An 18,946-nucleotide genomic window follows, 5' to 3' on the forward strand; every position below is an offset into this window, starting at 1 on the left:
GGGGTTCCGCGTCCGGGGAGGGGCGGGGCTCAGCCGGTGGTCGGGCCCCGGTCGGGTGCGGTGACGGTGCGCAGGACCAGGACCGGGCCCGCCGCGCCGGGTGCGTCGCCGTACGGGGACCCTTCAACGTGCGGAGAGCGCCTCGCGCGCACGGACCACAGCCCACCGTCCGGGGAGCGCCCCGCACGCACGGACGCCGGGCCGTCCAGGGGGAGTCCGGCGCGCAGGCACGCGTAGACCGCCGTCGCCGGAAGGTGCGGGCCGGTGAAGGAGCCGCGCTGCGTCACCTCGACGACCCGGCCGTCCCGGAGCCCCACCAGATGGCCGCCCGCGTCGAGCGAGGTCGCCGCCACGAGGCAGCCCGGCCGGGCCCCGAGCGTTGCGTCGATCCAGTCGAGCGCGGCCGTGGCGGTCGCGGCCGGCGCCGTGCTCAGGACGACCGACGCGCTCTCCACGATCCCCAGGTCCAGTTCCGCGTCCGTGCAGGTGAGAGGCGAGAACAGCTCGACGGCGGGGGATCCCGCACCCGGCACCCCGTCCGGCGACGCTTCCGGCACTCCGTCCGCCACGGCGGACGGGAACCGTTCCACCTCGACCACCACGGCCGCAGTCCCGGAGTCCCGGTTCACGCGCGCGCGTGACCGCCAGGACGTGACGGGCTCCGCCGGTACACGGACCGGGGCGAGGGCGCGCACCGGAGGCGGACCGGACGGCGGCTCCGGCAGGCGCAGGAGGTCGTACAGGACCGTACGCAGCCTGCCGAGCGCGCGTCCCGGTTCGCTGAACGCCCGGTCCGCCACCTCCGCGTATCCCGCGCGCGCCGCCGGTTCGAACGCGGCCTCCACCTGTTCGCGAGGGTCCCGCCCCGGGTCGAGGCGTGGCGCGTGCCGCCCCAGTACCTCCGCCGCCGTACCGGGTACGGAGTCGCTCCCGAACGCCGAGAGCAGCACCGGCCGGCCGAGTGCCGCGCCGTACAGGGTCACCGAGCCGTGGTCCCCGACCACCAGGTCCGACGCGAGGAGCACGGAACGCCACGCGTGCACCGGCGGGACCAGCAGCAGGCCCGCGTCCAGCGCGGCGGCGAGATGGCGGCGGAGCTGCCAGGAGCCGTGCGCCGCCCACACGTTGGGGTGGACGACGGCCGCCACGCGGTAGTCGTCGTACGGGAGCGCGCCGAGCAGCCGCGCCGGAAGCCCGGGGCGCTCGCCGAGCAGCGAGGTCGGCCCCCACGTCGAACTGACCACCACGAGCCGCTGGCGCGCGCCGACGCCGAGCGCCGCGCGGTACGCGGGCCGCAGCGGCGCGCTGGCCAGCAGCTCGTCGAAGCACGGGTCGCCCACCAGGAGCGTGCGGCCCGCCGCCTCGGGGTGCGTGGAGAGCAGTTGTTCGCGCTGGTCCGGATGGGAGGTCGCGAGCCAGGCGCGGCCCGCCTCCAGGAGCGCGTCGGGCACGAGACCGGAGAGCCGCACCCGGTCGGCGCGCGAGTCCGGGACGTACTTCTGGAAGCCGATGCCGTGGGGGAGGACGAGGACGGGGTACGCGCCCTCGGGGACGTCGATGTTCTCGCTGGCGGTCAGGACGAGGTCCGGGGCGAGGTCACGGAGCTGCGACCAGGGCATCACGCGGCAGCCGGAGTCGTGCAGCAGGTCGAGGACGCCGTCGTTGAAGGCGGAGGTGGGGTCGTACGCGAAGACGACGCTCACCCGGGTGTCGTCGCGCAGGACGGCGGGGAGGCACTCCAGGACCCGGGTGGTGGAGACGACGGTACGCGCGGCGACCACGAGGGTCCGCTCACCGGGGAAGGTCCGCCACCGCTCGGCGTCCGGCCCGACGGGGACGCGGAGGGGCCGATCAACGTACATGGCCACCCCGCCAACGTACGCCCCGCTCACCCGTTACGCGGCTCGCGGCTCGCGGCTCGCGGCTCGCGGCTCGCGGCTCGCGGCTCGCGGCTCGCGGCCATCGTCCTGGTACCTCAATTTCTCGGGGAAGACAACGGTTCCGCGGCCCGGTCGCGGGCCGACCGTCACCCTATCCGTTCGCACCGGCCGGGCGTCCGGCCGGAACCTGAGAATTCAGCGAATTGCATCGTTATGCAAATAAGTGGGATCCTGGTCCGGCCAACCGATGACCGGGCCCTCCGTGCTTCCGCTGTGAGCCCGCACGAGAGGGACGACGACGTAGATGACCATCGAATGGCGTTACACCGTCCAGCGGGACCTGGGTGTCCTGTCCCTGGCCGGATTCCTCGGATCCGACGCCGTGGGACGCTTCACCGGGGCCGTGGGGTGGGCGGTCGCGCGCGGCACCGGTCCGGTCGTCCTCGACCTGACCAGGCTGCGGGGCTGGTCCGTGGGCGGGCAACTCGCCGTCGCGGAGGCGGCCGTACGGCTCCGCGCCGCCGGCCGGGTCCTCGAACTGGCCGCGATCCCGGCCGACGGCTCCCTCGTGCCGCCCGGTGACGGCCCCGCCGTCCAGGTCCACCGCGACCTGGCCGCCGCCCTCGCGGCCCACCGCGGCGCGGGCGCGGAGCAGCGGGAGTGGCGCAGCGATGCGTGGCCGAGCGCCTGAACGGCCCGAAGTTCCCGTCCGGTACGCCCCCGGCCCCCGTTCGCGCGAGGATAGGCGGCATGGTGCAGAGTGCTGGGTCGACGCGACGCGCGGGGTGGATACGATGAGCGCGCCGCTCTACCAACTGAAGGCGGAGTTCTTCAAGACGCTGGGGCATCCCGTGCGCATCCGCGTCCTGGAGCTGTTGAGCGAGCGTGAGCACGGCGTCGCCGAGATGCTGCGCGACACCGGGGTCGAACCGGCCTACCTCTCGCAGCAGTTGGCCGTGCTGCGGCGGGCGAACCTGGTCTCCGCCCGGCGTGAGGGAACGGCCGTGTACTACGTCCTGACGACTCCTCAGGTCGCGGAGCTGCTGCGGACCGCCCGCACGATCCTCTCGGGCGTCCTGACGGGCCAGGCCGAACTGCTGGCCGACCTCCGGGCCGCACCGCCGGCCCATACGTCCCGGGACGCGGCCCGCGTGGCCCCGGACGGGCATCGGGCGGCGTGCGAGGCGGCCCCCGAGGGCGAGCGGGCCGTCCTGTCCTGACCCTCCGGGCCGTCCTGACCTGACGGCTCTGCGGGCCGGTCGGTCACCCCGAGTTCCCACCGGTCCCGCGGCCGTCCACCCCTCGTCCTCCCGCCTCCCGTCCCCGCTTTACCTCACCCCTCCTCCTTCTCCGCCTCCTCCGGCTGGATGCCCGCGAGCAGGTTGAAGGCTCCCGTCAGCAGGTTCAGGGTGACCACGCCGACCACCTCCGCGATCACCCGGTCGCTCCAGCCGTGGGCCCGTACCTCCGCGACGTCCTCGTCGCCCAGTGAGCCCGGCTCGGCGAGGACGCGGAGCGCGAGGCCGATCAGCGCGGCCTCGCGGGGGTCGGTCGACGTGCCCTGGCGGGCCAGCTCGATGTCCGTCTCGGTCAGCCCCGCCGCCCGGCCGGCGGCGCGGTGCGCCTCGCGGCAGGTGCCGCAACCGATCCACTCCTGGACGGCGAGCGACAGCTTCTCGCTCAGGGCGCGCGGGATCTTCACCCGCTTCATGGCCCGGGACAGGTTCAGATAGCCGTCGAGCAGCGCGGGCGAGTGTGCCATCGTCGACACCATCTCCCCGACCGAGCCGTGCCGTTCGGCGATGTCGGCGAGCAGCTCGCCGGCCCGGCCCGGCGCCTGGTCGGGGGTGAGCGCGGTCAGTCTTCTCGTGGACATGAAGCCTCCTTCGGGGTGCCCTCTGCATACCCTTGGGGGGTATGACGAACGGGAGGCGGGTCAGGTTCCCGGGGAAGATCACCCGGCCGGAGGGACGGCCCTCCCATCGACGCCCCCACAGATGAGGGTGAATCCGGCCGCTCGTGGCTCTCGCCGAGAGGTGGCCCTGACGGGGGTGAGGGCGTCTCGCCCTCGGGGCGCGTACGAACGGCAGGGCCGCCGCATCCGCTCGGCAAGGGCGTCCCGCCGCTGGGACCAGCGGAAACAGTGATCGGCGTGGCACACGCGCCCGGCCGCCCCACGGGGGGCGCCGGGCTGGCCGAATCGTCTCGTCCTGAGGCGGTACCAGCCCTCGGAATCGACCTGCTGGGCGGCGACCGGACGGGCCCGGAGCCCGTCCTCGTTCCGTACGTCCCCCAGGGCGCGGCCAGTTGTCGACAGGGTCGCCTTCGCGCCCGCCCGAAGGAGCGCCCGCCGGTGGCGGCCCCGCCCGCGTGGGCCCGTCACCCGACCGTGCGGGCCGCGCACTCCAGGAGCGTCGGGACCGCCGCCGCCAGGGCGTCCGTCCCGTGCGCGTACGGCAGGCGGAGCCTGTCCCGGAAGCCGTCCACCGGCGAGAAGGCCGAGCCCGGCACCACCGAGACGCCGTGCCGCCGTGCCAGCTGGGCGAGGGCCTCCGTGTCGGAGCCGGGGACCCGCACCCACAGTGCGGGACCGCCCGCCGGCCGGGTCCACTCCCAGTGCGGCGCCGTCGCGCGCAGCAGCGCCTCCGCCGCGTCCCGCTGCCCCCGCAGTTCCGCCCGGCGACGCGCGCGTGCCTCCGGAAGACGGTCGAGCAGACGCACGGCGACGAGCTGGTCCACGACCGAACAGGACAGGTCCACCGAGGTCTTGATCTTCGCCAGCCGGGACACCACCTGGGGCGAGGACCGGACCCAGCCCACCCGCAGACCTCCCCAGAAGAGCTTCGACAGCGTGCCGACGGTCACCGTCGACCCCATCGGAAGCTCCGCCACGAGCGGCACGGGAGCCGCGTCGTCCCGGGACGCCGTTCGCGGGCCGCCGACGCTCCCGCCAGGGCCGCCGTCTCCCTCATCGCCCAGGGCGAGTTCGGCGCAGGCCGTGTCCTCGACCGCGAACAGCTCCAGGTCCGTCAGGACCCGCTGCCACTCCCTGCGCGCCGCGCCGTCCAGACTGCGCCCCGTCGGGTTGTGCACCGTCGGCTGGAGGTACACGAGCCGGGGGCGGCCGTGGGCGCACAGCCGGCGCAGCGCCGCCGGGTCGGCTCCGTCCGCACCCCCGCCGGGACCGTCCCCGCCCACCGGGACGAGTCGGGCGCCACGCGCGCGCAGCGCCTCCAGGGCGCCCCGGTAGGTGGGGTTCTCCACGACCACCGTGTCGCCCGGCTCGACCAGTGCCTGCGCCACCAGCCACACGGCCTGCTGCGAACCCGAGGTCACCAGGACCTGGCCCGCCTCCGTCGGCACCCCCGCCGCCCGGTAGTACGCGGCGATGCCCTCGCGCAGGGCCGGGATGCCGTACGGGTGGTAGCCGTCGTCCCCGAGCAGCGCGCCCAGGTCGCCGCCGCTCAGGGCGTCCACGGCCTCGCCCACCGCGCCGAGCCCCGGCAGCGCGCCGCTCGACAGGTCGGCGGTGCCGGCGGTCCGCGAGCGGGCGTCGAAGCTCACGAGCCGCCCCTCGGACACGTACCCGTCGAGCGCCCCCGACCCCCGCAGCCGGGAGCCGCTGCCCCGCACGCTCTCCAGCCAGCCCTCGCTCTCCAGGAGCCCGTACGCGGCCGTGACGGTGGACCGGCTCACTCCCAGCACCAGGGCCAGTTCGCGCTGCGAGGGCAGGATGCTGCCGCCCACCACGTCGCCCCGCTCGGCCAGCTCGCGCAGGGCGTCCGCCAGCCGCCGTGGCAGCGGACCGGGCCCCTCCGACGACCAGCCGGTGAGCAGTCGGGACAAACGGGTCGAAGCAATCCTGGCCATGGCACCCATAGTGCGCCACGACGCAGGCCAATCCGGCCCGACTGGTCGTTGTCGCCGCAGGTCACACGACGGAGGATCGACGACGGCGGGACCGGGTCACGGGCCCGGGAAGCGGGACCGGAGAAGGGTGAGGGCATGGCGACCGTCGTGCTGGTCGGCACACTGGACACCAAGGGCGAGGAGTACGCCTGGCTGCGCGAGCGGCTCAGGGAGTACGGCAGCGACGTCCTGCTCGTCGACACCGGGATCATGCCGCCACCCGCCCACGCGCCGGTGGCGGACGTCTCCGCCGATGTCGTCGCGCGGGCCGGGGGCCACGACCTCGCCACACTGCGGGCCGCCGGGGACCGCGGTGCGGCCGTCGCCGCGATGGCCCAGGGCCTCAGCCGGGTCGTCGTCGACCTCTACCGCAAGGGCCGGCTCCACGCCGTGCTCGCCGCCGCGGGCAGCGGCGGCTCCGCCATCGCCGCACAGGCCATGCGGGCCCTGCCCATCGGCGTACCGAAGGTGCTCGTCAGCACCATGGCCGGGGGCGACGTCTCCCCGTACGTCGACAGCAGCGACCTCACCCTGATGTACAGCGTCGTCGACATCTCCGGCCTCAACTCCGTCTCCTGCCAGGTCCTCGGCAACGCCGCCGCCGCTGCCGCCGGCATGGCCCGCCGCTACGAGCGCAACCACGACGAGCCCGCGGGCCGGGGGCGGCCGGTCGTCGCGGCCACCATGTTCGGCGTGACGACCCCGGCCGTCGACGTGGCCCGCGCCCGGCTCGCCGAACTCGGCTACGAGGTCCTCGTCTTCCACGCCACCGGCGCGGGCGGCAGGGCCGTCGAGAAGCTAGCGAAGGACGGCATGCTCGACGGCGTCCTCGACCTCACCACCACCGAACTCGCCGACGAACTCGTCGGCGGCGTCCTCAGCGCGGGCCCGTCCCGGCTCACCGCGGCGGGCACGGTCGGCATCCCGCAGGTCGTCGCCCCCGGGGCCCTCGACATGGTCAACTTCGGCCCGGCCGCGACCGTTCCCGAGCGGTTCGCCGGGCGACAACTGCTCGTCCACAACGCGACCGTGACGCTGATGCGCACCACCGCCGAGGAGATGGCCGAACTCGGCACCGCCATGGGCCGCAAGCTCCGCGCCGCACGGGGCCCGTCCGAGGTCTTCTGGCCCCTGCGCGGCATCTCGGCCGTGGACGTGACCGACGGGCCGTTCGCGGACCCGGAGGCCGACCGGGCAGGCCTGGACGCCCTGCGCGCCGCAGTCCGTGGCGGCGAGGTCCGCGTCCACGAACTCGACGCCCACGTCAACGACCCCTCGTTCGCGGTCGCCATGGCCGACCGCCTCCACCGGCTGATCACCGAGCACGCGCGCGTGGCTGCCCACTGACCGGACGGGGAACCGCGTAACAGCCCCCGAAGAACCCCGAAGAACCCCGAAGAACCCCGAACAGTCCCGAAGAACCTCCGAAGCGCCCCCGCAGACCACCGAGGAGTGATCACCGTGACCACCATCAGCCGTCAGGACGTACTCGACCGGCTGCGCGCCCAGGTCGCCGCCGGCCGTCCGATCGTCGGCGCCGGGGCCGGCACCGGCCTCTCCGCCAAGTGCGCCGAGGACGGCGGCGTCGACCTGCTGATCATCTACAATTCGGGCCGCTACCGGATGGCCGGGCGCGGCTCGCTCGCGGGACTCCTGCCGTACGGGGACGCCAACGCGATCGTCAAGGACATGGCCCGCGAAGTGCTGCCCGTGGTCCGCGACACGCCCGTCCTCGCGGGCGTCTGCGGCACCGACCCCTTCCGCCGCATGGACCTCTTCCTCGACGAGCTCAAGGCCATGGGCTTCGCGGGCGTCCAGAACTTCCCCACGGTCGGCCTCTACGACGGCACCTTCCGCGTCAACCTGGAGGAGACCGGCATGGGGTACGGCCTGGAGGTCGACATGGTCCGCGCCGCCCGCGCGCGCGACCTGCTCACCGCCCCGTACGTCTTCGACCCGGAGCAGGCGGCCGACATGGCGCGTGCGGGAGCCGACGTGCTCGTGCCGCACGTCGGCCTCACCACCAAGGGAGCCATCGGCGCCGGGACGGCCCTGACCCTCGCCGCCGCCGCCGCGTCCGTCCAGGAGATGCACGACGCCGCCAAGCGCGTGAACCCCGACATCCTGGTGCTCTGTCACGGCGGGCCGATCGCGGAGCCGGAGGACGCGCGGTACGTCCTGGAGCACACCACCGGTGTCGTCGGCTTCTTCGGCGCCTCCTCCATCGAGCGCCTGCCCACGGAACGGGCCATCACGGAGCAGACCCGCGCGTTCAAGGCGCTGACCACCGGCTGACCCCGTCCGGCCGGCCCCGTTCGACGACCGCCGGACGTCAGTCCTTGCGGGGGCGGCTCTCCGTCACCCGGCCCTTCGCGTCGGCCTTCAGATAGACGGAGCCGTACGCGTCGGACAGGTACACGGTGATCCCCGCCTCGTTCCCGGCCAGCGTCGAGGCCGGGACGATGACGACGTAACGACTGGTCGGCTTGTCGACACCCAGTTCCTTGTCGGCGCGCTGGAGCAGCGTCGGCAGGGCGTCCCAGTTGAACGCGTCGAGGTCGGCGGGGACCGTGCCGGGGAAGGACGTACCCGATCCCTGACGGACCGCAACGTCCTCGCCCCGGTAGAGGAAGCGGTCATAGCGCTTCGTACTGCCCTTGACCAGGGACTCGGCGACCGCGTACTCCGGGTACACGACGAAGCCGGTGGCCTTCGTACCGCCCGAGGCCGCCTTGACGGCGGCGATGGCCGCGCGGACGCCGGCGGGCGTCAGCAGGTTGCGCGGGACGGGATCGGCCTCCGCCGTGGGCGTGGGCTGCGGCGTCGTCCGGGGACGCTGGGCGACCGGGCCCTGCTGCGAGGGAGCGCTGCTCGGCCCGCCGCCCGGATCGGCCGGCCGCCAGTCCCAGGTCATGGCGGCGACGGGAATGCCGACGGCGAGCACCACCACGGCGGCCGACCCCAGGAACCGGCGGGCGAACCCCCGCCGCCGGCCGTCGGCCCCACGGGCCGGGGAGACAGAGGCAGCCGAGGGCACGGTCACCGCACGGGGGTCGGGCGGGGCCGGTACCGGTGCAGGGGGTGGGGTCAGTGCGGATGCGGGAGACTCCGAAGGCGCGGGAGATTCCTGAGGCGCCGGAGACGGAGAAGACGCACGAGCCTCCGGAGGCGCCGGAGACGGAGAAGGCGTGGGAGTCTCCGGAGGCGCCGGAGTCGGCGAGAGCGCAGGAGTCGGCGAAGGCGCGGCAGCCGGGGGCGGCGCCAGCCGGAACGACGTGGCCTCGCTCCCGGCCTCCTCCTCTCTCTCCTCCTTCTTCTCTTCCTCCGCCTTCTCACGGCCGTCCGCTTCCCGAGCCCCGCCCTCCCCGCCCCACGTCGCCCTCTCGCCCAGCACTCGTTCGAGTTCCTCCGCGTCCGGCCGGGCCGCCGGGTCCCGTACCAGGAGGCGCGTCAGTACGTCGGTCAGCGCACCGGCCCGCGTCGGCGGCGGTACGTCGTCCGAGAGGACGGCCGCGAGCGTCGCGAGGGTGTTCTCGCGGCGCAGCGGGTGGTAGCCCTCCACCGCCACGTACAGGAGCATGCCGAGCGACCACAGGTCCCCCGCCGGGCCGCTGGCGGCCCCGCCGCGGATGCGTTCGGGTGCCATGTAGTCCGGCGACCCGATGATCGAGCCCGAGGCCGTCAGGACGGTCGACTCGTGGATCGCCGCGATGCCGAAGTCGGTGAGCACCGGCCGCCCGTCGGGGCGCAGCAGCACGTTGGCGGGCTTCACGTCGCGGTGCTCGATGTCCCGCGCGTGGGCGGCCCGCAGGGCGGCGAGCAGCCCGCAGCCGACGGCGGCGGCCTCGGCGGGCGTCATGGGGCCACGGTCGAGCCGGTCCTGCAGCGAGCCGCCGGTGACCAGCTCCATCACGAGCCAGGGGTAGGTCCCCTCGCCCGCGTCCACGATGTGGTGGATGGTCACCACGTTGGGGTGGTCGATCCGGGCCAGGGCGCGGGCCTCGCGCAGGACACGCGCGCGCAGCGTGCGGGCGCCCTCCACGTCGTGCTCGGCCATGGCGGGATCCGGCGGGCGTACCTCCTTGAGCGCCACGTCACGGTGGAGGGCCAGGTCGCGGGCGCGCCAGACCGTTCCCATGCCGCCGCCCCCCAGCCGTTCCAGCAGCTCGAAACGGCCGTCGATCACTCTGCTCACGCGCACACCCCTGTACTCCGATCCCCGGAGCGGCGGCCCACGGCCCGGCCCCGCCCACTTCGCCGTACACGTCCGTCCGACAGCGCCCCGCCGAGCTCGCGGACCTGCCCCCCCCGGGGCGTCGCGAGCGGCTTCGGCGGCTGTGACGGGCACGACCGTACCGCGTGGGGACGACACCTCCGCCGCCAGCCGATCGGCCGCACTGCGCAGCGCCCCCGGCCTGGTCCTCGGATAGGGTGATTCGGTAGGGATTGCACCCCCTGGGGCAGGCCGAGGCGTAGGGCGATGCGTTGGAGACTGACCAGTCGTCGAGCAGGGTTCCGCAGCCGCCCCGGGCGGCCGTCGGTGACGCGGGCGTGCTCCGTGAACTGCTGCCGATCGCCCTCTGGCGGGAGGACGCGGACGGCCGCATCGTCGAGTGGTCGCTCGCCGCGCAGGACCTCCTCGGCCACCGGCCGGAGCATGTGCTCGGGCGGCTCGCCACACCGCTGCTCGTCCCCGACGCCAACCGCGAGCTCGCGGACAAGCTCACCGACCGCGTCCAGGCGGGCGAGACCATGGTCGGCACGCTCCCCGTCCGGCACCGCGACGGGCACACGGTCGCCATGGAGATGTGGATCGTGCCCGCCGCCGACCCGCAGGGGCGGCCGGGGGCGATGCTCATCGCGGTCGAGACCTCCGAGGTCCTGCGGATGCGGGAGAACCTGGCGGCGATGGAGAGCCTCTTCACCCAGTCGCCGATCGGCCTCGCCCTCCTCGGCCCCGACCTGCGGTTCCTGCGGGTCAACGACGCCCTGGCCCGGATGAACGGGGTGACGGCGGCCGAGCACGTGGGCCACCGCCTCACCGAGGTCGTCCCCGGCGTCAACGCCGTCTCCCTCGAATCCCTGATGCGCCAGGTCCTCGACAGCGGGCACGCCGTCGTCGACGCCCGCCGGGTCGGCCGCACCCCCGCCGACCCCGACCGCGACCACATCTGGTCCTGCTCCTACGCACCCCTCGTCGACCGCACGGAGCGGCGGTCCCTGGGGATCATCGCCTCCCTCGTCGACATCACCGAGAGTCAGGAGGCGCACAGCGAGGTCGAGCGCGCCCGCCACCGCTTCGCGCTGCTCGCCGAGGCCGGGGCCAGGATCGGTACGACCCTGGACCTGCGGCAGACGGCCGAGGAGGCCGTCCGCTTCCTCGTACCGCAGCTGGCCGACTCCGCCGACGTACAGATGCTGGAGTCCGTCCTCGCACCGGACGACCCGGTCGCCTCCACGCGCGGGGTGCTGCGCCGGCTCGCGGCCCGCTTCCCCGACCCGACCGCCCCCACCTCGCTGCTCGCCGACGGGCAGACCTTCCAGATCCCGCTGGATTCCGTGTACGAGCAGGTCGTCGCGCGCGGACGCCCCACGAACCTCTACGCCTCCGACCTCCCGGAGCTCTTCACCGACCCGCGCACGGAGGCGCTCCGCGCCTACTTCGCGACCCGCATCGGTTCGGCGCGGCTGGTCCCCATGGTGGCCAGGGGAAAGGTGCTCGGTGCGGTGACGGTGACCCGGCTGCGGACCCGCGAGCCCTTCGACGCCCAGGACTGCGTCCTCATCGACGAGGTCGTCGCCCGCGCCGCGCTCAACATCGACAACGCCCGCCTCTACACCACCCAGCGCGAGGCCGCCCTGACCCTCCAGCGCAGCCTCACCAACAGCGCGCTGCCCGCCGTCACCGGGCTCGAACTGACCGGCCGCTATCTGCCGGCGAGCGCCCATGACGTCGGCGGCGACTGGTTCGACGTCATCGCGCTCCCCGGCGGACGGACCGGTCTCGTCATCGGCGACGTCATGGGGCACGGCATCCACGCGGCGGCCGTCATGGGCCAACTGCGCACGGCGGTACGGACCCTGGCCCGCCACGACATCCCGCCCGCGCGGATGCTCAGCTCGCTCGACGCCGTCGTGGCCGACCTCGGCGAGGACACGATGGCGACCTGCGTCTACGCGGTCCACGACCCGGCCACCGGGGGCTGGGGCATCGCCCGCGCCGGTCATCCGCCGCCCGCCGTGGCCACCCCGGACGGGTCGGTCACCTTCCTCGACGGACCGCCGGGAACCCCGCTGGGCACCGGCGCCCACGACTTCGGTACGCAGGAGGTGGCCCTGCCCTCCGGCGGGCTGCTCGTCCTCTACACGGACGGCCTCATCGAGGCCCGGGACCGGGACCTCGACGAGGGGATGCGGCAGCTCGGCCGGGCGCTGCGGCATCTCGACCGCCCCCTGGACGCGCTGTGCGACGAGATCCTGGGGCAACTGCTCGCGGCGCCCGCGCAGGACGACGTGGCGATGCTGCTGGCCCGTACGACCCGCTGAACTCCCTTACGGGAAAGGGAACCGCTTCCCGGGTCAGGCGCCCGGGTGCTGGACGCGGAACAGATCGCGGAGCAGCGCGATCTCCGCCCCGTGGTGCAGCAGCTCCTGGTTCATCCACCACACGATCTCCAGGAACGGGTTCTCGGCATCGCTGCCGTGGGGGTACGTGCTGTGCCCGATGGTGTCGAGCGCGGTGTCGTCCGCGGACACCAGCGCCGCCCGCCAGGCGTCGGCCGCCGTGTCGAAGGCGGCGACGGCGGTCGCGGCGTCGCCGCTGATCTCGTAGTCGTCGCGGGTCAGGCTGCGGGTGCCGGTCGTGTGGTCGGCGCGCAGCGCGAGCATCTCGCTGAGGTGGCTCAGCCGCCAGGCGATCGTCGTGAACGGCGGCGGGACGGGGTGCGGCGGGGACGCGGTCTCCCGGCCCCACGCGCCTACGCCGGTCAGGAGGGCGGCGGCGGGTCCCGGCCCCTCGCTGTGGAGGCGGACGGACCAGCAGCCCGGACCCGGTTCCCAGAAGTACTCCGCGTCGGTCATCGGACCGACCGCGACGTCCGTGCCGTTCCCGCTGTCCACCACCGGGCCCGTCATACGGTCGGTCAATCGCTGCCGGGCGAAGTCGAACTGCTCTAGGAGGGGCAGGAGTCGGGCAGGCAGGGCCATCGAACGCTCCGGGTCAGAGGGGCAGGGCGGTCGTACCTTGCCACAGGCCGTTCGTGTCCGCCTTCGATTTTCGGCCGGGTGTTCACGACCGAGCGTCCGGAGCGGATGGTGCGGCGGTGAGGGCCCGGAGAGGACGGTGCGGCGCCGAGCGCCCGCGGCGGACCGTTCGGGGCCGAGCGCCCGGACTGTATCGTTCGGGGCCGAGCGCTCAGGGCCGGTCGATGTGCACGCTGGTCGACTTCACGCGGGCGGTGGCCTCCACGCCGACCTCAAGGCCCAGCTCCTCGACCGCCTCACGGGTCAGCAGCGACACGAGCCGGTGCGGCCCCGCCTGGATCTCGACCTGCGCGGCGACATCGCCCAGTTTGACCGCCGTCACGATCCCGGGGAACGCGTTGCGCGCCGAGGTGTACGTCAGGTCCTCGTCGCCCTGCCCGCCCTGGCCGACCTCGACCGCGAAGGCGGCCAGATGGGGCCCTTCGATGAGGCGCCGGCCGTTCTCGTCGCGCCGGGTCGTCACCCGGCCGGCGTCGGCCCAGCGGCGTACGGTGTCGGGACTCACGCCCAGCAGACGTGACGCCTGCCCGATGGTGTAGGACTGCATGGGCGCCACACTAAGCGGTGCGAGAGCGCCCGACCGCTTCGACCAGCGGCAGCAGCCGATGGGCCACCCGCTCCCGCAGCGCGATCTCGGTGCGCGTGCGGACCACGCCCGGCAGCTGGATGAGCCGCTGGATCACGTCCTCCAGATGCCCGGCGTCCCGGGCCACCACCCGGGTCAGCAGGTCGCCGCCGCCGGTGATGGAGAAGGCCTCGACGATCTCCGGCACCCCGGCGAGCGCGTCGCCGACCTCGTCCAGATACCCCTGCGTCACCTCGACGTGCACGAACGCGAGGACCGGGTGCCCCAGCGCGGCGGGGGAGAGGACCGGACCGGTCGCGGTGATCACCCCGTCCCGCTCCAGACGGTCGATCCTCGCCTGCACGGTGCCCCGCGCCACGCCCAGCACGCGCGCGTACTCCCGCACGCTGGTCCGGGGCTGCTCGATGAGCAGCCGCAGGATCCGGGTGTCGAGCTCGTCGACCGCCATGCTCCGTCGTCCTCCTCCAGTACGGAAACACCCCATTCTGGTACGGATTCCACCGCGCGCCGAACTCGGGTGAGAAATTCCGTCCGGGGATGTCGAGAACCCGCGCCGTGCTCCGTCCCCGAGGTGAACGCGCCCACAATGGGCCGTACCGGCACCGAGGAGAACCATCATGGCCAAGTACCTGCTCCTGAAGCACTACCGCGGCGCTCCGGCCGCCGTGAACGACATCCCCATGGACCGGTGGACGCCGGAGGAGATCTCCGCCCACATCGCGTACATGAACGACTTCGCGGCCCGTCTGGAGAAGACCGGAGAGTTCGTCGACGGCCAGGCGCTCGCCCCCGAGGGAACCTTCGTGCGGTACGACGGAGAGGGCCGCCCGCCGGTCACCGACGGTCCCTTCGCGGAGACCAAGGACCTCATCGCCGGCTGGATGGTGATCGACGTCGACAGCTACGAGCGAGCCGTCGAGCTGGCAGGGGAGCTGTCGGCCGCCCCCGGGGCGGGCGGAGAGCCGATCCACGAGTGGCTCGAACTGCGCCCCTTCCTCTCCGCGCACCCCACCGCCACGGAGTGACCCCACGAAGGAGCGAAGCGCCGCTGTGACCTGCCCGACGACCGAGGACCCGCTGTGACCACTCCGCTGGACGAGGCCCTGCTCCGTGGCCTCACACCGAGCGTGATCGGGGTCCTCGTCCGCCGCGGAGCCGACTTCGCGGCGGCCGAGGACGCCGTGCAGGACGCGCTGGTGGAGGCCGTCCGCGTCTGGCCGGCCGACCCGCCCCGGGATCCGAAGGGCTGGCTGGTGACGGTGGCCTGGCGCCGCTTCCTCGACGCCACCCGGGCGGACACCGCCCGGCGCCGCCGGGAGGACCTCGTCGACGAGGAACCGGCGCCCGGTCCCGCGACCGGGACCGACGACACGCTCCAGCTCTACTTCCTGTGCGCCCATCCCTCCCTGACGCCGTCGTCCGCGGTCGCGCTCACGCTGCGCGCCGTGGGCGGGCTCACCACCCGCCAGATCGCGCGGGCCTACCTCGTCCCCGAGGCGACCATGGCGCAGCGCGTCAGCCGCGCCAAGCGCACCGTCTCCGGGGTGCGCTTCGACCGGCCCGGCGACGTCGGCACCGTGCTGCGCGTCCTCTACCTGGTGTTCAACGAGGGCTACTCCGGCGACATCGACCTCGCCGCCGAGGCCATCCGGCTCACCCGGCGCCTCGCCGCCGGGGTCGACCACCCCGAGGTGTCGGGGCTCCTCGCCCTCATGCTGCTCCACCACGCCCGGCGCGCCGGGCGGACCGCGCCCGACGGCGGTCTGGTGCCGCTCGCCGAGCAGGACCGCGGTCTGTGGGACACGGAGGCCATCGCCGAGGGCGTCGAGATCCTCCAGGCGGCCCTTGCCCGCGACCGACTGGGCGAGTTCCAGGCGCAGGCGGCGATCGCCGCGCTGCACGCCGACGCGCCCGTCGCCGAGGAGACCGACTGGGTGCAGATCGTCGAGTGGTACGACGAGCTCGCGCGGCTGACCGACAGCCCGGTCGTCCGGCTCAACCGGGCGGTGGCCGTGGGCGAGGCCGACGGACCGCACGCGGGTCTCGCGGCGCTCGCGGAACTGAGCGACGCGCTGCCCCGGCACACCGCGGCGGCGGCGTACCTCCATGAGCGCGCGGGGGACCTGGCGACGGCGGCGCGGCTGTACGCCGAGGCCGCCCACAAGGCGTCCAACCTGGCCGAACGCGACCATCTGACCCGCCAGGCCGCCCGTCTCAACGCCCACCGGCCGCGCTGAGCGACAACCGGGGGCCGGGGCCCCGGCCGACCAGGTGGTCCGTTGGTCCTCCTTTGGACAGGCCGGACGCCCGCAGGCTGGGCCAATGGCCCAGCATCCCTCCGTTGAGTTGAGCCAGAGGCCACCGAATGCTTTCCTTGTCGTATCCAGGTACTTTCGGCGCCGCGCAGCGCCGGGTCGGCGACGAGGCCGGTCCGGACCGCGGCGCCTTCGTCGTGTCCGCGCGCTCCCACCACCCCGGGAAGCCGCCGACGGGGCGGAAGGCAAGACAAGGGGGCGGTTCACCACCGTGCAGAGGATTTTCGTGGCGCCGGATCCGGGGCTCGTCAGGTTCAAGAACGCGTTCCGCGCCGTCGTCGGCATCGCTCTCGCCGTCGCCCTGGCGGAACTCGCCGGACTGTCGCTGACCGCGTCGATCACGGGCGGCCTGGCCGCGCTGCTCGCGCTGTTCACCGTGACGGACGCGACCGTGCACGCGCAGCGCGTGACCACCCTGCTCCTTCCGCTGGCCGGCTTCCCCGTCCTCGCCGTCGCGACCGCGCTCCACGACCTCACGCCGCTGCGGGACCTCGCCTTCCTCGCGGTGGTCTTCTGCGGCGTCTACGCCCGGCGCTGGGGCCCGCGCGGCCACGCGCTCGGGGTCTTCGCCTTCATGAACTTCTTCACGACCCAGTTCCTGCACGCCGTGCCCTCGCAGCTCCCCGAGCTCTTCGCGGCCGTGGTCATCGCCCTGGCCGCGGCGGGCGCGGTGCGCTTCGTCCTCTGGCCGCTGGAGCGGCGCACGCCGCCCGCCGCCGTGCCCGCCCCGCTGCCCGGCGTCGGACTCGCCCGGGTGACCACCCGGCAGGCGATCCAGGCGGCGGCGGCCTGCGCCGTGGCGCTCGGGATCGGGCAGGTGCTCTCCGAGGACCGCTGGTACTGGGCCGTCGGCACGACCTGGTGGATCTTCGTGAACACCGTGTCGCGGGGCGAGACGCTGGTACGCAGCTTCCGCCGGGTGCTCGGCACCGTGATCGGGATCGCCATCGGCATGGTGGTCGCCATCCCGCTCGACGGGGCGGCGGCGCCGACGGCCCTCCTGGTGGCGCTCTGCGTCTTCGGGATCTTCTACACCGCGCCCGTCTCGTACAGCTGGATGACGCTGTCCGTGACCGTGATGGCCGGTCTCCTCTACGGGCTCCTCGGCGTGCTGGATCCGGCACTGCTGGTGCTCCGGTTCGAGGAGACCGCCGTCGGCGCGGTCTGCGCGGCGCTCGCGGTGCTCCTGATCCTCCCGGTCACCACCCACGCGATCAACGACGTGTGGATCCAGCGGGCCCTGCGGGGCGTGCGGGCCGCCACGTCCGCGTCGCTGGGCCGCCTGTCCGGCGACCCGGACGCCGACCCGAGCCCGCACGCGGCGGAGCTGGAACTGCACCTCGGACGCGTACGGATGTCCCTGGCGCCGCTGGTCCACCCGCTGAGCCCCTTCCGTGGCCGCAAGGCCCGGGCCCGTCAGGTGCTCGCGCTCCTCGACGAGTGCGCGGACGAGGTCCGGGGACTCGCCGCGGTCGCGGCCGACCCGGCCGCCGGCCACGACGCCCGGCTCGCGGCGGCCTGCTGGCGCGTCGAGGCCGCAGTCGAGCGGCTGACCTCGTCGCGGGGCGGCCCCGGGGCGGGGGAGGAGGCCCCGACGGCCACCGCCGCCGGACCGGCCGCCGGACAGGCGGCGCTCGGCCACGTGAGCGGCCTGGAAAAGCTCCTGGCCGCCCTGGACGAACCCCTGCGAACCCCGCCGGGCTCCCTGCTCGTCCGCTCCTGACGGCACGGACCCGGACCGGGCGGGGCATGCACCGGCCCCGCCCGCAGACCCCCACCTCCCCCGTTCTGGTCTAGACCCCCTGCTACCGTCGGCCCGACGACGGCCGGTCGACCAACGACCGGCCCCGGGGACAGGGGAGGCGCCGTGGGCGGCACAGGGACGGTTCAGGGGCGGGACGCCGTACGGGCGTACATCGGGTCCTTCACCTCGGCGGGCGGGCTCGGCGTGCTCGCCGCCGACGTGGACGCGGAGACGGGCGCGCTGACCGTCACCGGCGGCAGCGACGCCGTCGCGGACCCCTCGTTCCTCGCCCTCGCCGGCACCGTGCTGCACGCCGTGTCCGAGACGGAGGCGGGGGCCGTCGCCGCCTTCGACATCACCGGGCCCGCACCCCGCCCGCTCGGCCCGCCCGTCCCCGTCGACGGCGCCGCGCCCACCCACCTCGCGCTCGCCGCCGGCCACCTCCTCACCGCCAACTACACCTCCGGCAGCGTCACCGCGCTGCCCCTGGCCGAGGACGGCACCGCCCGCCCCGCCACGACGGTCCTCCGGCACGAGGGCAGCGGCCCCGTCACCGCCCGCCAGGCCGGCCCGCACGCCCACCAGGTGCTCCCCGACCCCAGCGGCCGGTGGGTGGTGAGCGTGGACCTCGGCACCGACTCCGTACGGATCTGCGCCCTGGACGCCGGGACGGGGGCGCTCACCCTCCACGGCGAGACCGCGCTGCGCCCCGGCACCGGCCCGCGCCATCTGGTCTTCCACCCGGCGGGCGCGTACGCCTACGTCCTGAACGAGCTGGAGCCCACCCTCACCGTCTGCCGCTGGGACGCCGAGGCGGGCGTGCTCGAACCGCTCGGCGAGACCCCCGTGGTCCCCGAGGGCGCCACGATCCCCAGCTACCCCTCCGAGGTGGTCGTGGCCCCCGACGGCCGCTTCCTCTGGGCGGCCGTGCGCGGTGACGACACCCTCGCGGTGCTGGCCCTCGACGGGGACGGCGCCGCCGCGTCGTTCCTCGCCTCCGTGCCCTGCGGCGGTACCTGGCCCCGCGACCTCACGCTCGACCCGGCCGGCCGGCGCCTGTACGTGGCGAACGAGCGGTCCGGTGACGTCACCTGGTTCACCCTCGACCCGGAGAACGGGACCCCGGCCCGCGCGGGTGCGATCGAGGCCCCGGCGGCCTCCTGCGTCGTCCTCGGCTGAGCCCCCCACCAGCGCCGCCCGTACGTCGAAGGGCTCGCACCGGACTTCCGGACGCTGTTGGTTAATTCGG

General features: G+C 74.4%; 16 protein-coding genes. 9 read left to right on the top strand and 7 right to left on the bottom strand.

Translation table 11 applies throughout. The features are described 5' to 3' along the window. Positions 1–29: 29 nt before the first annotated feature. Positions 30–1,862, bottom strand: a complete 1,833-nt coding sequence (locus ABT154_RS24865; protein WP_351859257.1) for a hypothetical protein — start codon at positions 1,860–1,862, stop codon at positions 30–32. A 322-nt stretch (positions 1,863–2,184) separates the two neighbouring features. Between ABT154_RS24865 and ABT154_RS24870 the strand changes: the two genes are divergently transcribed. Both ABT154_RS24870 and ABT154_RS24875 read left to right on the top strand, forming a co-directional pair. Further along, positions 2,185–2,571, top strand: a complete 387-nt coding sequence (locus ABT154_RS24870) for an STAS domain-containing protein (RefSeq protein WP_351859162.1) — start codon at positions 2,185–2,187, stop codon at positions 2,569–2,571. A gap of 103 nt (positions 2,572–2,674) precedes the next feature. Continuing rightward, positions 2,675–3,100: an ArsR/SmtB family transcription factor gene (locus ABT154_RS24875; RefSeq protein WP_351859164.1), complete on the top strand. Its 426-nt coding sequence runs from the start codon at positions 2,675–2,677 to the stop codon at positions 3,098–3,100. A gap of 113 nt (positions 3,101–3,213) precedes the next feature. Here the strand turns inward: ABT154_RS24875 and ABT154_RS24880 are convergent, their stop codons facing one another. Next, positions 3,214–3,756 (bottom strand): carboxymuconolactone decarboxylase family protein, encoded by a 543-nt coding sequence (locus ABT154_RS24880; protein WP_351859166.1) that lies wholly within the window; start codon positions 3,754–3,756, stop codon positions 3,214–3,216. A gap of 503 nt (positions 3,757–4,259) precedes the next feature. Beyond that, positions 4,260–5,750 (bottom strand): aminotransferase-like domain-containing protein, encoded by a 1,491-nt coding sequence (locus ABT154_RS24885; protein WP_351859168.1) that lies wholly within the window; start codon positions 5,748–5,750, stop codon positions 4,260–4,262. A gap of 135 nt (positions 5,751–5,885) precedes the next feature. Here ABT154_RS24885 and ABT154_RS24890 point away from each other — a divergent pair, with 135 nt between their 5' ends. Further along, positions 5,886–7,136, top strand: coding sequence for a Tm-1-like ATP-binding domain-containing protein (locus ABT154_RS24890; RefSeq protein ID WP_351859170.1), 1,251 nt, complete (start codon positions 5,886–5,888; stop codon positions 7,134–7,136). A 114-nt stretch (positions 7,137–7,250) separates the two neighbouring features. Beyond that, on the top strand, positions 7,251–8,084 hold the full coding sequence (locus ABT154_RS24895; RefSeq protein WP_351859172.1) for a phosphoenolpyruvate hydrolase family protein: 834 nt from the start codon (positions 7,251–7,253) through the stop codon (positions 8,082–8,084). 37 nt (positions 8,085–8,121) lie between these two features. Here ABT154_RS24895 and ABT154_RS24900 read toward each other — a convergent pair whose 3' ends face one another. Beyond that, on the bottom strand, positions 8,122–9,984 hold the full coding sequence (locus ABT154_RS24900; RefSeq protein WP_502969578.1) for a serine/threonine-protein kinase: 1,863 nt from the start codon (positions 9,982–9,984) through the stop codon (positions 8,122–8,124). A gap of 290 nt (positions 9,985–10,274) precedes the next feature. Here ABT154_RS24900 and ABT154_RS24905 point away from each other — a divergent pair, with 290 nt between their 5' ends. Further along, a complete protein-coding gene (locus tag ABT154_RS24905; protein ID WP_351859174.1) occupies positions 10,275–12,335 on the top strand; it encodes a SpoIIE family protein phosphatase in 2,061 nt (686 codons plus the stop codon). A 33-nt stretch (positions 12,336–12,368) separates the two neighbouring features. Here the strand turns inward: ABT154_RS24905 and ABT154_RS24910 are convergent, their stop codons facing one another. The 3 genes from ABT154_RS24910 to ABT154_RS24920 form a co-directional block, all read right to left on the bottom strand. Continuing rightward, positions 12,369–12,995 carry a DinB family protein gene (locus ABT154_RS24910; protein WP_351859176.1) on the bottom strand — a complete coding sequence of 209 codons (627 nt, stop codon included), beginning with the start codon at positions 12,993–12,995 and terminating at the stop codon, positions 12,369–12,371. Positions 12,996–13,203: 208 nt separating this feature from the next. Continuing rightward, complete coding sequence (locus ABT154_RS24915; protein ID WP_351859178.1) at positions 13,204–13,599, bottom strand: TOBE domain-containing protein; 396 nt, start codon at positions 13,597–13,599, stop codon at positions 13,204–13,206. A gap of 10 nt (positions 13,600–13,609) precedes the next feature. Further along, a complete protein-coding gene (locus tag ABT154_RS24920) occupies positions 13,610–14,086 on the bottom strand; it encodes an Lrp/AsnC family transcriptional regulator (RefSeq protein WP_351859179.1) in 477 nt (158 codons plus the stop codon). 169 nt (positions 14,087–14,255) lie between these two features. Here ABT154_RS24920 and ABT154_RS24925 point away from each other — a divergent pair, with 169 nt between their 5' ends. The 4 genes from ABT154_RS24925 to ABT154_RS24940 all read left to right on the top strand — a co-directional run bounded on the left by ABT154_RS24925 (position 14,256) and on the right by ABT154_RS24940 (position 18,876). Beyond that, a complete protein-coding gene (locus tag ABT154_RS24925; RefSeq protein ID WP_351859181.1) occupies positions 14,256–14,663 on the top strand; it encodes a YciI family protein in 408 nt (135 codons plus the stop codon). Between the two features lie 66 nt (positions 14,664–14,729). Then, positions 14,730–15,875, top strand: a complete 1,146-nt coding sequence (locus tag ABT154_RS24930) for an RNA polymerase sigma factor (protein ID WP_351859261.1) — start codon at positions 14,730–14,732, stop codon at positions 15,873–15,875. A 298-nt stretch (positions 15,876–16,173) separates the two neighbouring features. Further along, entirely contained in the window at positions 16,174–17,676 is a 1,503-nt protein-coding gene (locus ABT154_RS24935) for an FUSC family protein (RefSeq protein WP_351859263.1), read from the top strand. 144 nt (positions 17,677–17,820) lie between these two features. Further along, positions 17,821–18,876 (top strand): lactonase family protein, encoded by a 1,056-nt coding sequence (locus ABT154_RS24940; protein ID WP_351859183.1) that lies wholly within the window; start codon positions 17,821–17,823, stop codon positions 18,874–18,876. Positions 18,877–18,946 lie beyond the last annotated feature (70 nt).

The organism is Streptomyces sp. NPDC001728 (assembly GCF_040297565.1).
Lineage (GTDB): Bacteria > Actinomycetota > Actinomycetes > Streptomycetales > Streptomycetaceae > Streptomyces.

Excerpts from the sequence above, each read along its gene's own strand:
- ABT154_RS24865 (WP_351859257.1), bottom strand. The coding sequence starts at position 1,862 with ATGTACGTTGATCGGCCCCTCCGCGTCCCCGTCGGGCCGGACGCCGAG.
- ABT154_RS24870 (WP_351859162.1), top strand. The coding sequence starts at position 2,185 with ATGACCATCGAATGGCGTTACACCGTCCAGCGGGACCTGGGTGTCCTG.
- ABT154_RS24875 (WP_351859164.1), top strand. The coding sequence starts at position 2,675 with ATGAGCGCGCCGCTCTACCAACTGAAGGCGGAGTTCTTCAAGACGCTG.
- ABT154_RS24880 (WP_351859166.1), bottom strand. The coding sequence starts at position 3,756 with ATGTCCACGAGAAGACTGACCGCGCTCACCCCCGACCAGGCGCCGGGC.
- ABT154_RS24885 (WP_351859168.1), bottom strand. The coding sequence starts at position 5,750 with ATGGCCAGGATTGCTTCGACCCGTTTGTCCCGACTGCTCACCGGCTGG.
- ABT154_RS24890 (WP_351859170.1), top strand. The coding sequence starts at position 5,886 with ATGGCGACCGTCGTGCTGGTCGGCACACTGGACACCAAGGGCGAGGAG.
- ABT154_RS24910 (WP_351859176.1), bottom strand. The coding sequence starts at position 12,995 with ATGGCCCTGCCTGCCCGACTCCTGCCCCTCCTAGAGCAGTTCGACTTC.
- ABT154_RS24915 (WP_351859178.1), bottom strand. The coding sequence starts at position 13,599 with ATGCAGTCCTACACCATCGGGCAGGCGTCACGTCTGCTGGGCGTGAGT.
- ABT154_RS24920 (WP_351859179.1), bottom strand. The coding sequence starts at position 14,086 with ATGGCGGTCGACGAGCTCGACACCCGGATCCTGCGGCTGCTCATCGAG.
- ABT154_RS24925 (WP_351859181.1), top strand. The coding sequence starts at position 14,256 with ATGGCCAAGTACCTGCTCCTGAAGCACTACCGCGGCGCTCCGGCCGCC.